Genomic DNA, 12,145 nt, shown 5'->3' on the forward strand with positions numbered 1-12,145 from the left:
CGCTTTGAAATCGACGCATCGGGCTTTCCAAAAAACGAATCGGGTTTTTGGGCCGTTGCGCCAGCGAGCTCAATCCAGAACCACCTCCAGTCTCAGGATCGTACCCGAAAGCGGCGCCTCCCCTAACCGCTGATTGAATGATTAAATATTTAAGGAACCAGCTTGTAGCCACCACTTTCTGTCACAAGAATTTCTGCGTTGGAAGGATCGCGCTCGATCTTCTGGCGCAGCCGATAGACATGGGTTTCCAGCGTGTGCGTGGTGACGCCGGAATTGTAGCCCCACACTTCCTCGAGCAGCACGTCGCGCGTCACCACCTTCTGGTCGGCGCGATAGAGATATTTGATGATCGAGGCTTCCTTTTCGGTCAGCCGCACCTTGGCGCCGCGCTGGTCGATCAGAAGCTTCTGGCTAGGCTTGAACGTGTAGGGGCCAACCGAAAAGGTGGCGTCTTCGCTCTGCTCATGCTGGCGAAGCTGGGCACGGATGCGAGCCAGGAGAACTGCGAAGCGGAACGGCTTGACCACATAGTCGTTGGCGCCGGCTTCGAGGCCGAGAATCGTGTCGGAATCGGTGTCGTGTCCTGTCAGCATGATGATAGGCGACTTGTAGCCGCCCTTGCGCAGCATCTTCACCGCCTCTCGGCCATCCATGTCGGGGAGGCCGACATCCATGATGAGCAGATCGATGATGCCGCCGCGGGCCGTGGCGATGCCTTTGGCGGCGGTTGATTCCTGCAGGACGTCGAATTCTTCATAGAGAGACAATTGCTCGACGAGCGTGCCGCGCAGGTCGTCATCGTCATCGACGATCAGAATGGTGCGTGAAGTCATGGATCAATCCGTTGTTTTGAAAAGAAAATTCAGTTGACCGCTGCCTGTTTATGCGGAAGCTGACCGGCACAACAGCCGATCACAATGATTTGTTCCGTGGCACGATCATACAAGAAAAAACGCGCATGCAATGAGGCGAGCGCATTTTTGCGAAAAGGGCTTCGTGTTCTAACCGTGCGCGCCAGGCCCGGCCACCCCAGCCAGGGACTTCTGCAGGCTGGCAAACTGGTGTTTTCCTGTGCGCTGGGGCGCGGCGGCATATCGGCCGGCAAGCGCGAAGGCGATGGAGCCACGCCGCTTGGGTTGATGCGGATACTGTCGGGATATTTCCGTAACGATCATTTTCCCGGCGGCCGCAAAACCCGGCTGGCGATGGCGCCGATCGGTCGCGATCTCGGCTGGTGCGAAGTGCCTGAGGACCGCAACTACAACCGTCCGGTCAAGATTCCCTATGGCGCCAGCCACGAGCGGATGCTGCGCGCCGACCGCCTTTATGACGCCTGCCTGGTGCTCGACTGGAACATTGCGCCGCGTCGCCGCGGACGCGGCAGCGCCATCTTCTTTCATCTGGCGCGCCCCGACTTCACGCCGACGCAGGGCTGTGTCGCGGTGACGGCACGCACGATGGCCCGGCTGCTGCCGCTGCTGTCGGACCGCACGGTGATGAGGGTGGTGAGGTAGGGGAATAGGGGAATAGGGCAGGAAGAAAGTGCCAGTAGGATTGCGCGGACGCGCCGCTTCCTTTCGTTTTCGTACTCCCCTACTCCCCTACTCCCCTACTCCCCTACGTCCGCGGCCTCTGCCAGCCGATGTCGAGCAGACCCAACCGGCCGAGTTCCCGGTCCATCGCGCGCGCGACATCCTTGCGTTCGGCGCCGATGTCGCGCAATTGCCGGTCCGGAAGGTCGTCGACGTTCTCGGGCGGGAGGTTGACCGCCATTTTTGCATGGCGGAACCAATCAGACACCGCGCGCAGCCAGGCCGGGCGGATGGTTACAGGACTCAAGACGATGTGAGACATGGTGCAATCCGGCTTCTCCGGACATCAAGTCCGGTTTGATGTTTGTTCGATGGTCACATCATGACGGATTGAAATTAAAACGAGAAACGAGTAGTTTTCTCTGCATCTTCAAGTTTTGTTTGAGGATTGAAAATGCTCGACCGACCTCTCCTCGTCCTATTCTGATGGCGCGCCTGCTGCCTGGAACCCGTGCCCTGAGGACGCTGGAAGCAGCCGCCCGGCACCTCAATTTCACCCGCGCCGCGGACGAACTTGGCCTGACCCCGGCCGCGGTCAGCCACCAGATCAAGGAAATCGAGGATCAGCTCGGCATCGTGCTGTTCACGCGCACCAGCCGCACCATCCGGCTTACCGAGGCGGGCGCGGTGCTGTTCGAGGCCTCGACCGACGCGCTCGACCTGCTTGGCCGCGCCGTCTCACGGGCGCACAAGCTGGCGCGTGGAACGGCGTTGCTGAAAGTGACACTCGACGCCCAGTTCGCGACAAAATGGCTGATGCGACGCGTCGACGATTTTCGCAAGCAGCGACCGGGCATCGAGCTCCGCTTCGACATTGCCTCTGAATTGCGCGATTTCGACCTGGACGACGTCGATGTCGGCATCCGTTTCGGCGCGGGAAAATATCCGGGACTTTGCACCCACCGGCTGTTCGACAACATCATCATCCCTGTGTGCAGCCCCAGCCTGCTGGCCTCCGGCCCGCCTCTGCGCGAGCCACGCGATCTCTTCCATCACACGCTCGCCCACATCGAGTGGGCGCGACAGGGCGTGACCTGGCCAAACTGGCGGATGTGGATGGCGGCGGCCGGCGTCGACGATTTCGACGACAGCCGGACGATCGTTTTCGGCACCTCGACCGACGCCGTTCAGGCCGCGCTCGACGGCAATGCCGTTGCGCTCGCCGATTTTGCCATGGTGGCGAACGACCTTTCCGAGGGCCGGCTGATCCGGCCCTTCGAACTTGGCATCAAGGTTCCGCCCGACTTCGCCTACTTCCTGGTCTATCCCGTCGCATCCGCCAATGATCCCAGGATCGTGGCGTTCAGGGATTGGCTGCTCAACGAAGTTCACAACCCGCAGCCGGAGCCGACGCTTGGATGAGCTTCAGGTCGCTCTGAGTGATCAGCTGGCAGTCGTCGACCTATTTTCATGGCGGCAGCGTCAGCCCGCGACATCCGCCGCGCCGAACCAACCGATCACCGCGCCGATGATAAGCAGCACGCCGAGCCAGTGGCCGCAGTCGATGATGGTCAAGTCCCAGTCGAACCCTTGGTAGCGATGATTGGCGGATAGCGTCGTGGCGACGAATCCGAACCAGAGAACGAAGCCGAAGACGAGCCCGGCAACGAGGCTCGGTTCGCCACCGGTCATCGCTGCGACGATCAGAGACATGACGAGCGCCATGACAATTTCCGCGACGAAGCTGATTACGAAGGGCAGCGGCGATTTACTCATGGTCGCCGGATCAAGCCTGGTGGCCTTTAGCCACGGCTTGCTCAGGCCCATGTACCAGGCAGCGCCGAACAACCACGCCACCACCGCGGCGACGATCACTGCCAGCCAGTTCACTGCTGAAAAATCCATGATTTCCTCCCCGGAAGCATGTCGCTCAAAAGCATGCCCCCGGGCCCGAGCCGGGGTGCCCAGCGGTTTTGGGACAACGGCATTCGTATTCTCAAAATCGAAGCGTGATGGAACGCCTGTTCGGCGATGCCGTCAAGAAAACCGCCAGACGGTGGTGCGTTTGACCAGCGCGTCTTCCAGCGCCCGGGTTACCGCCACCTCGTAGACGGCGAGCGGCTCCAGTCCAGCTTTCGGCAGATAGGAGCGGCCGGGATCGCCAACGAGGATGTCGGCGCCACGCGCCTTGAGCGTCGCGAACCATGGCTTCAGCCGGTCGGCGAAGGATTTGTCGTAGAAGACGTCACCGGCCAGGACCACATCCCAGCCCGCATCGGTTCCGATGCAGTCGGTGCCAAGAAACATTATCCCGACGCCATTGGCCTCGGCGTTGAGGCGGATCGCGGTCGCGCAGAACGGGTCGATGTCGGCGGCGATCACCTCTGCCGCGCCGGCCTTCACTGCCGCAATGGCGACAAGGCCGGAACCGGAGGCAAAGTCGAGCACGCGCTTGCCCTGCACATCAGACGGATTGTCGAGGATGTAGCGGGCAAGGCCCTGGCCGCCGGCCCAGGCGAAGGCCCAGAAAGGCGGCGGCAGACCGATTTCGGCCAGTTCGTCCTCTGTCCGCTGCCACAGATCATGCGCCTCGTCGGCCAGATGCAGCAGCATCTCCGGCACATGCGGCGGTGCCATCAGCGCCGTGTTGTCGAGGATGAAGTTTCTCGCGCTGTTTGGCGTCAGCGCCGTCACGGCGCCGGCGTCAGGTCGCCCATGCGGCAGACCTCTTTCCATTCGGCCGGCGTCACCGGCTGCACGGAAAGTCGTCCGAGCCGGACCAGCGCCATCTCGGCAAGCTTGGGGTTGGCCTTGACCTGCTCCAGCGTCACCGGCTTCGGCACATCCTTGACGGCGCGGATATCGACACATTCCCAGCGCGGATCGTCAGTAGTGGTGTCCTGATGGGCCAGCGCGCAGACCTCGACGATGCCGACCACGTCGAGCCCGTCGTTGGAATGGTAGAAGAAGCCGAGATCGCCGATCTGCATCGCCTTCATGTTGTTGCGCGCCGCATAGTTGCGCACGCCGTCCCATTGCGTGCCGGCCTTGCTCTTCGCCTTGAGGTCCTCGAAGGAGAAGACCGAGGGTTCGGATTTGAACAGCCAGTAGTTCATTTTTTGCTCCTCCGCGGCTGGAGATCAGCTGCAGCGCCGCGCGTCTTTCAGACGCGCAAAGGACGCTGTAGCACTTTGATTTTGCGCATGATCCTCTCCGAAAATCGATTCCGATTTTCGGAGTCATGCACTCACTGGCTTGTTGAAGGTCCAATTCCATTGCCGGATTTCGACGCTTTCGAACAGCCCTGCCCTGGCAAAGGGGTCTGCCGCCGATAGCGCTTCTGCCGCCTCCAGATCGGGCGCCTCAACCACGACGAGGCTGCCGTTCGGCTTGCCGTCGGCGTCGAGGAACGGACCGGCGAAGGCCAGCTTGTTCTCGCCGTTCAGTCCCTCCAAAAAGGCAACATGCTCGGGCCGCGTATCGAGCCGCACCTGCAGGCTTCCAGGCTTGTCCTTGCAAATCAGCGCAAACAGCATCTTTCCATCTCCGGATTGTTCAACATTACACGTCGGTTTCGGTCTTCAGCGGCCTTGTCATCAGCGCCGACACAGCCTGGCGGATGGTGATCGTGCCGTCCAGTATGGCGGCGACGGCGGTGATGATCGGCGCGTCGATGTTGCGCTCGGTGGCGATGCGGGCGGCGATCGCCGCCGTCGGCACCCCTTCGGCCAGGGGCAGCCCGGCAAGCGGCTTGCCTTGCCCCAGCGCCAGCCCGTAGGCGAAATTGCGCGACTGGGCGGACGAGCAGGTGAGCAACAGGTCGCCGAGACCGGAAAGTCCCATCAGCGTTTCCGGCCTGGCGCCGAAGGCGGCGCCGATGCGGCGCAATTCGACAAAGCCGCGCGTCACCATGGCGGCCTGGGCGCTGGCGCCGAGCTCGGCGCCGGTGACCGCACCGGCGGCAATGGCGAAGACGTTCTTCAGCGCGCCGCCGATCTCGACGCCGATGAGGTCGTCGCTCGAATAGCAGCGCAGATTCTGCGCCGAAAAGCGTGCGGCCAGGTCGGCCGCCAGACCCTCATTGCCGGCGGCGACCACCACGGCCGTCGGCAGCCCCCTGGCGACGTCAGTGGCGAAACTCGGCCCGGACAGGGCGGCGACCGGATTTTCAGGCAGGGTCTCTCCAGCGACCGCCGACAGCAATGCGCCGGTGTCGCGCTCGATGCCCTTGGCGCAGAGGACCAGCGGGACGTCCTTCGGCATATGGGCTTTCGCGGTGGCCAGCATGGCGCGCAGCGACTGCGCCGGCGCCACCGCCAGAACGCAGTCGGCGCCGTCGAGCGCAGCCTCGATGTCGCTCGTTGCCACGATGCCGGCCTGGAGCGCGATGCCCGGCAGATAGCGCGGATTTTCGCCACGGTCGATCGCGGCGACGGTCTCCGGGTCGCGCGCATAAAGGCGGACGAAATGGCTGGCGCGCAGCATGGCCAGCGCCAGCGCCGTGCCCCAGGCACCGCCGCCGAGCACGGCAATGCGCCAGCCGCTTGGTACCTCGTGCCCGCTGCCGCTCATGCCTTGGCTCCGCGCCGGCCCGAGCCGACCATCGGAGCGGAGATGCTGTCCAGCGGCCAGCGCGAACGCGGCACGAAATCAGCGGTGTTTTCACCCGATATGCCGGCGCGCAGCCGCTCGATGCCGGCCCAGGCGATCATCGCCGCATTGTCGGTGCAGAGCTTGAGCGGCGGCGCGACGAAAGCAAAACCGGCCTTCTCGCACAGGGCTTCGAGTGTCGTCTTGATCGTCCGGTTGGCGGCGACACCGCCTGCAACGACGAGCGCAGGCTTCAGCTCGCTCGGAAACTCCTGGCGGAAACGGTTCAGCGTCCTCGAAACACGGTCATCCAGCGCATCCGCAACCGCCGCCTGGAAGGAGGCGCAGATGTCGGCGACGTCCTGGTCGCTCAAAGGGGCAATGGCCGTCGCTGCTTGGCGCACGGCGGTCTTCAGCCCGGAAAAGGAAAAATCGGGCTGCGCCGAGCCCTTCATCGGCCGCGGGAAGGCGAAGCGCGCGGCGTCGCCGGTCGCCGCCGCCTTCTCGACATTCGGCCCGCCTGGATAGGGCAGGCCGAGCATCTTGGCCGTCTTGTCAAAAGCTTCGCCGAGCGCATCGTCGATGGTCGTCGCCCAGCGCTGGTAGTCACCAACGCCGCGCACCGCGACGATCTGCGTGTGGCCGCCGGACACCAGCAGCAACAGATAGGGAAAGTCGAGCCCGTCGGTCAGCCGCGCGGTCAGCGCATGGCCTTCGAGGTGGTTGATGGCGATCAGCGGCTTGTTCGCCGCGGCTGCGATCGCCTTGGCCGTCATCAGCCCGACGATCAGACCGCCGACGAGGCCGGGGCCGGCGGTCGCAGCGATCGCGTCGATATCGGCGAGATCGACGCCTGAATCGGCAAGCGCGGCCTCGATGATGCCGTCCAGCGCCTCGACATGGGCGCGCGCGGCGATTTCCGGGACGACGCCGCCGAAGGCGGCGTGCTCTTCGATCTGGCTGAGCACGATATCAGACAGGATTTTCGGCGCGCCGCCGCCGTCCAGCGCTACCACGCTGGCGGCGGTCTCGTCGCAACTCGTCTCAATGCCCAGAACGCGGATCAATTCGTTGCCATCCCTGGAGATTGTGCAACCAGCCTTTCCCCGTTAGGAGAAAGCCCGGAAACGGCCTCAATCTGCCGGGGGTTATCACGGACAGCGCGCCATGCAAACAACCTTGAAAATCGGAACACGCGGCAGCCCGCTGGCGCTGGCGCAGGCGCATGAAACGCAGGCGCGGCTGATGGCCGCTCACCGTATGCCGGTTGAGGCATTCGAGGTGGTCGTCATCTCGACCAGCGGCGATCGCATCCAGGACCGGCCGCTGTCGGAAGCCGGCGGCAAGGGGCTGTTCACCAAGGAAATCGAGGAGGCGCTGCTGGCGCGCCGCATCGACATCGCCGTGCATTCGTCGAAGGACATGCCGACGGTGTTGCCCGACGGGCTGGAACTGTCTGCCTTCCTGCCGCGCGAGGATGCCCGCGACGCCTTCGTCGGCAAGGCGGCCAAAACGATCGCCGGATTGCCGCACGGCGCGAAGGTCGGTTCGTCGTCGCTCCGGCGCCAGGCGCTGATCCGGCGGATGCGGCCGGATCTCGACGTGGTGATGTTCCGCGGCAATGTGCAGACGCGGCTGCGCAAGCTCGACGAGGGCGTCGCCGACGGCACCATCCTTGCCTATGCCGGGCTGAAGCGGCTCGGACTCGAAGATGTCATCACCGACCTGATGCCGCTCGACAGCTTTCCGCCGGCGCCGGGGCAAGGCGCGATCTGCATCGAAAGCCGCATCGGCGATCTCGATGTGGAAAGAATGCTGACGGCAGTCCACGACGTGCCGACCGGGCAGGCGCTGGCCTGCGAACGCGCTTTCCTGGCGGCGCTCGACGGTTCCTGCCGCACGCCGATTGCCGGCCATGCGACGATATCGGCCGAAACGGTGTTCTTCGGCGGGCTGATCATCTCGCCGGACGGCGTGCAATCGCATGAGGTCAAGGCGGAAGGCCCGGCGCAGGATGCCGCGCGCATCGGCGACGAAGCTGCCAGGACCGTGCGGGCCAAGGCCGGCGAAAAATTCTTCGACGGCTGGGCCTGACATGCGTCCCGTCCTGGTGACGAGGCCGGAGCCGGGCGCCTCGCGCACGGCACAGCGGCTTGAAGACCTGGGTTTTAAGCCGATCCTGCTGCCGCTGACCGAAACGGTGGCGCTGCCGGTTGATCCGGACAGGGTCGCAGCCAATGCCGCGGCCGTTGCCGTCACCAGCGCCAATGCCGTGCGCCATGCGCCGAAAGAAATCAGCACGGCGCTCGCCGGTTTGCCTTGCCATGCCGTCGGCAGACGGACAGCGCAGGCCGCCCGTGCGGCCGGGTTTCTGTCGGTCAGCGAAGGGCCGGGCGATGCCGAGGCGCTGGCGGATGCGCTTGCCGGCGATTGCGCCGGACATCCCATCGTCTATTTGTGCGGGCGGGTGCGTTATTCGGGTTTCGAGCAGCGGCTGCAGTCGGCAGGCGTTCAGGTTCGCGCCGTCGAGACCTATGACACTGTCGCGCTGGATTATTCCGACGAGGCCGTTCTTGCGCGCTTGTCCGGCCGGCCGGTCGAGGCGGTGCTGCTCTTTTCGGCCAAGGCCGCCACAGCGCTGCAGGCACTGGCTGGGCGGCCGGCGCTGCGTGAGCTTTTTAAAAAGACATGTTTTTTTGCGCTGTCCGGACGTATCGCCGCAGCCTTGGAGACGGTTGCCTCAGAACAGCTCCGCGTTGCGCCGGAGCCCAGCGAGGAGGCGCTGCTGGAGCTTTTGCGGACGTCGCCTTGACCCCGTGTCATCACGCCGCCCCTTTTCACCGCTTGGTGATGTGCTAGACCCTTCCTGAACCATCCCGAAGCGAAACTTGCGGAGCCCAAGCATGGTCAAGACGCCGAAGATGCGGCATTCGAAAAGCCGTCGCGAGCCGGTGACCATCGAGCTCGAGCCCGGCGCTGTCTCGCGCGTTGCCGACGAGGATGCCGCCAACGGGCGGACCGACGAGGCGAAAGCGGAGGAGGCGGCAAGCGCGTCGCAGCCGGAAGCGCCTGAAGAACCCGTCCATGCCGACCAGACCGACATCGAGCCGTGGGAACATGCCGAAGCGGCCCCGCCGGACGGCTCGGAACAGCCGGCCGAGGGCGGTGCCAAAACTCCTGAAGGGCCCAACCCGACTTATCCGGCCGGCTCGGAGGCATCGGCGAAGCGGGCCTTCGACTACAGTTTCGACGACGCATCGGCCAAGGACGCTTCGGCCAAGGCGGGCGCCGCAGACGCGCCGAAGGAAACCCAGGCAGGGACTGAAGACATGGCAGCGCAGCCGAAGCGTGGCGGCATCAACGGCATCGCTGCCGGCATTATCGGCGGCGTCATCGCGCTGGCTGCCGCCGGAGGGCTGCAGTTTGCCGGCCTGCTCGGCGCGCCAGCGGTTGGCGATTTATCCTCGGGCGGCGTGTCGCTCGATGGCATCAACAGCGAAATCGCTGCGCTGAAGAGCGAGATTGCCGGGCTCAAGGATACAGCCGGCAACAATGACGCCTCGGCCAAGGTGGACGGCCTGTCGTCGGCGCTGGGTCAGGTCAAGACGGATGTCACGGCGCTGCAATCGGCGATCGAGCAGGGCGGAGCAGGCGACACTGCCGGGCTTGCAGCCCTCGGCGATAAGGTCAGGCAGATCGAGACGGCGGTTGCGGCGCTTGGCCAGACCGGCAACACGGCGCCGGTCGATCTCGGACCGCTCAATGAAAAGCTGGCCGGGCTCGACGCGGCGGTGAAATCCGCCGGTGAGACGGCGAAGGCACAGGACGGCCGGCTTGCAGCGCTGGAACAGTCGGTGTCTCAGCTTTCCGGCAAGGTCGAGGCACAGGCCGGGCAGCCCAAGGTTGCGCTCGCCATCGCCGCATCGGCGCTGAAGGCAGCACTCGACCGTGGTGCGCCATTCGCCGCCGAACTCGAAACCTTTGCGGCGATTTCGCCGGATGCTCCAGAGATCGCAGCCTTGCGTCCCTACGCCGAAACGGGCGTTCCGACCCGGGCGGAGATCGCAACCGAAATGCCTGCCGCCGCCAATGCCATGGTCGCTGCCTCCGAGCCCGTCGACCAGAATGCCGGCTTCCTGCAAAACCTGCTGTCGAGCGCGCAATCGCTGGTCAAGGTCAGGCCGATCGGTGCAGTCGAAGGCGCTGGCGCTCCGGAAATCGTCGCTCGCATGGAGGTGGCGGTCAATCAGGGCGATTACGCCAAGGCGCTCAGCGAATACGATATGCTGCCCGAGGCGGTGAAGGCTGCCGGCGCCGATTTTGCCGGCAAACTGAAGGCGCGAATCGAGGTCGAGAAGCAGGTCGACGCGCTGATCGCCAGTGCGATGAAGGCGTGAGGGAAACCCGATGATTCGCATTCTGCTTTTCCTCGCCGTGGTTTTCGCGCTCGGGCTGGGTTTCGCCTGGCTGGCCGACCGGCCGGGCGAGATGGTCGTCACCTTCAGCGGCTACCAATACCAGGTCAGCCTGATGGTGGCGGCGGTGGCGGTCGTTGCCGTGGTTGCCGCGGTGATGATCGTCTGGTGGCTGCTCAAGGCGCTGTGGAACAGCCCCTACACCATCTCGCGCTATTTCCGCGTGCGCCGTCGCGATCGTGGCTATCAGGCGCTGTCGACCGGCATGATTGCCGCCGGCGCCGGTGACGGGGCGCTCGCCCGCAAGAAGACCAAGGAAGCGGCAAAGCTGATCCGCTCCGATCAGGAGCCGCTGATCCAATTGCTGGAGGCGCAAGCCTCGCTGCTCGAAGGCGACCATGAGGGTGCCCGCGAAAAGTTCGAGACCATGCTCGACGATCCCGAAATGCGGCTGCTCGGCCTGCGCGGGCTTTATCTCGAGGCCGAACGCCTCGGCGACCGCAACGCGGCGCGGCACTACGCCGGCCGCGCCGCGGCGATGGCGCCGCAGTTAGCCTGGGCCGCCGAATCGACGCTGGAAGACCTGACCGGGCGCGGCGACTGGGACGGCGCGCTGAAACTGGTCGAGGCGCAGAAATCGACGCGGCAGATCGAGCGCGATGCCGCCAACCGGCGTCGCGCCGTGCTGCTCACCGCCAAGGCGCAGGCGCTGATCGACAGCGATCCCAATGCCGCCAAAACCGCTGCTCTGGAGGCCAACCGGCTGCGGCCGGATTTCGCGCCGGCGGCGGGGATCGCAGCCAAACTGCTGTTCAGACAGAATGATGTGCGCAAGGGCGCGAAGATCCTCGAAACGGCGTGGAAAGCCGAGCCGCATCCAGAGATCGCCGAGCTTTACACCCACGCCCGGCCAGGCGATGCCGTGCTCGACCGGCTGAACCGGGCGAAGAAGCTGCAGGAGATGAAGAAGAACCACGCCGAATCGTCGCTGGCGGTGGCGCGCGCCGCGCTCGACGCGCAGGACTTTTCAACCGCCCGCAAAGAGGCCGAGGCGGCTATCCGCATGGATCGCCGCGAAGGCGCCTATCTGCTTCTGGCCGACATCGAGGAGGCAGAGACCGGCGATCAGGGCAAGGTGCGGCAGCTTTTGTCCAAGGCAGTGCGTGCACCGCGCGATCCGGCCTGGGTCGCCGACGGCGTCGTTTCCGAACGCTGGGCGCCGGTGTCGCCGATCACCGGCAAGCTCGACGCCTTCGAGTGGCGTGCGCCGATGGAGCGGCTCGGCCAACTCATCGACAGTGACGAGGATGCGCCGGACGCCGCGGTGCCGACAATTGCAGCGCCAACGAAGCCGGAAAAGGAAAATGTGATCGAGCTGAACCCCGCTGGTTCGGCCGAAAGACCGACCGCCGTGGCGGCATCGGAAACTGACGAAGACGATGTTGCGCCGGTCACCGCCACGGCGTCTGCCGCAGTGCCGCCGGATGGCGACGCTGCCGAACCGGCGGAGGAAATGGCCCGGCTGCCCGACGATCCCGGCGTCGATCCGGACGACGAAGAGCAAAAATCACCACGCAAGTTTCGATTGTTTTGATTTGGCTGAGCTTG

At 64.7% G+C, this 12,145-nt stretch carries 14 protein-coding genes; 6 read left to right on the plus strand and 8 right to left on the minus strand.

The annotated features are described in order from the left end of the window. Positions 1-149: 149 nt before the first annotated feature. Positions 150-833, minus strand: a complete 684-nt coding sequence (locus tag AC0L28_RS05335) for a response regulator transcription factor (protein ID WP_023800565.1) — start codon at positions 831-833, stop codon at positions 150-152. An 84-nt stretch (positions 834-917) separates the two neighbouring features. Here AC0L28_RS05335 and AC0L28_RS05340 point away from each other — a divergent pair, with 84 nt between their 5' ends. Beyond that, complete coding sequence (locus tag AC0L28_RS05340; protein WP_287232845.1) at positions 918-1,514, plus strand: L,D-transpeptidase family protein; 597 nt, start codon at positions 918-920, stop codon at positions 1,512-1,514. A 103-nt stretch (positions 1,515-1,617) separates the two neighbouring features. On the opposite strand, the gene AC0L28_RS05345 is transcribed toward AC0L28_RS05340, so the two are convergent. Next, positions 1,618-1,854: a hypothetical protein gene (locus AC0L28_RS05345; protein WP_091592244.1), complete on the minus strand. Its 237-nt coding sequence runs from the start codon at positions 1,852-1,854 to the stop codon at positions 1,618-1,620. A gap of 164 nt (positions 1,855-2,018) precedes the next feature. Here AC0L28_RS05345 and gcvA point away from each other — a divergent pair, with 164 nt between their 5' ends. After that, positions 2,019-2,954, plus strand: coding sequence for a transcriptional regulator GcvA (gcvA, locus tag AC0L28_RS05350; protein WP_287173850.1), 936 nt, complete (start codon positions 2,019-2,021; stop codon positions 2,952-2,954). A 60-nt stretch (positions 2,955-3,014) separates the two neighbouring features. Here gcvA and AC0L28_RS05355 read toward each other — a convergent pair whose 3' ends face one another. From AC0L28_RS05355 to tsaD, 6 genes are all read right to left on the minus strand, one after another. Next, entirely contained in the window at positions 3,015-3,437 is a 423-nt protein-coding gene (locus AC0L28_RS05355) for a DUF1761 domain-containing protein (protein WP_473476029.1), read from the minus strand. Between the two features lie 132 nt (positions 3,438-3,569). Then, on the minus strand, positions 3,570-4,169 hold the full coding sequence (locus AC0L28_RS05360) for a class I SAM-dependent methyltransferase (protein ID WP_287059049.1): 600 nt from the start codon (positions 4,167-4,169) through the stop codon (positions 3,570-3,572). Positions 4,170-4,222: 53 nt separating this feature from the next. Further along, complete coding sequence (locus AC0L28_RS05365; protein ID WP_023800559.1) at positions 4,223-4,648, minus strand: EVE domain-containing protein; 426 nt, start codon at positions 4,646-4,648, stop codon at positions 4,223-4,225. Positions 4,649-4,771: 123 nt separating this feature from the next. Then, positions 4,772-5,068 (minus strand): YciI-like protein, encoded by a 297-nt coding sequence (locus tag AC0L28_RS05370; RefSeq protein ID WP_027154810.1) that lies wholly within the window; start codon positions 5,066-5,068, stop codon positions 4,772-4,774. A gap of 25 nt (positions 5,069-5,093) precedes the next feature. After that, positions 5,094-6,104, minus strand: a complete 1,011-nt coding sequence (locus AC0L28_RS05375; RefSeq protein ID WP_287260887.1) for an NAD(P)H-dependent glycerol-3-phosphate dehydrogenase — start codon at positions 6,102-6,104, stop codon at positions 5,094-5,096. Then, entirely contained in the window at positions 6,101-7,186 is a 1,086-nt protein-coding gene (gene tsaD, locus AC0L28_RS05380) for a tRNA (adenosine(37)-N6)-threonylcarbamoyltransferase complex transferase subunit TsaD (RefSeq protein ID WP_287241324.1), read from the minus strand. The genes AC0L28_RS05375 and tsaD overlap by 4 nt, the downstream gene beginning before the upstream one ends. 103 nt (positions 7,187-7,289) lie before the next feature. Here tsaD and hemC point away from each other — a divergent pair, with 103 nt between their 5' ends. The 4 genes from hemC (at position 7,290) to AC0L28_RS05400 (ending at position 12,131) form a co-directional block, all read left to right on the plus strand. Further along, the gene (hemC, locus tag AC0L28_RS05385; RefSeq protein ID WP_473476033.1) at positions 7,290-8,216 is read left to right on the plus strand and encodes a hydroxymethylbilane synthase; all 927 of its coding nucleotides are present in this window, start codon (positions 7,290-7,292) and stop codon (positions 8,214-8,216) included. 1 nt (position 8,217) lies between these two features. After that, positions 8,218-8,934: a uroporphyrinogen-III synthase gene (locus AC0L28_RS05390; protein WP_287241317.1), complete on the plus strand. Its 717-nt coding sequence runs from the start codon at positions 8,218-8,220 to the stop codon at positions 8,932-8,934. 91 nt (positions 8,935-9,025) lie between these two features. Next, positions 9,026-10,519, plus strand: a complete 1,494-nt coding sequence (locus tag AC0L28_RS05395; protein ID WP_473476036.1) for a COG4223 family protein — start codon at positions 9,026-9,028, stop codon at positions 10,517-10,519. 10 nt (positions 10,520-10,529) lie between these two features. Then, positions 10,530-12,131: a heme biosynthesis protein HemY gene (locus AC0L28_RS05400; protein ID WP_128168666.1), complete on the plus strand. Its 1,602-nt coding sequence runs from the start codon at positions 10,530-10,532 to the stop codon at positions 12,129-12,131. The last annotated feature ends 14 nt before the right edge of the window (positions 12,132-12,145 follow it).

It is taken from the genome of Mesorhizobium sp. WSM4847 (assembly GCF_055811335.1).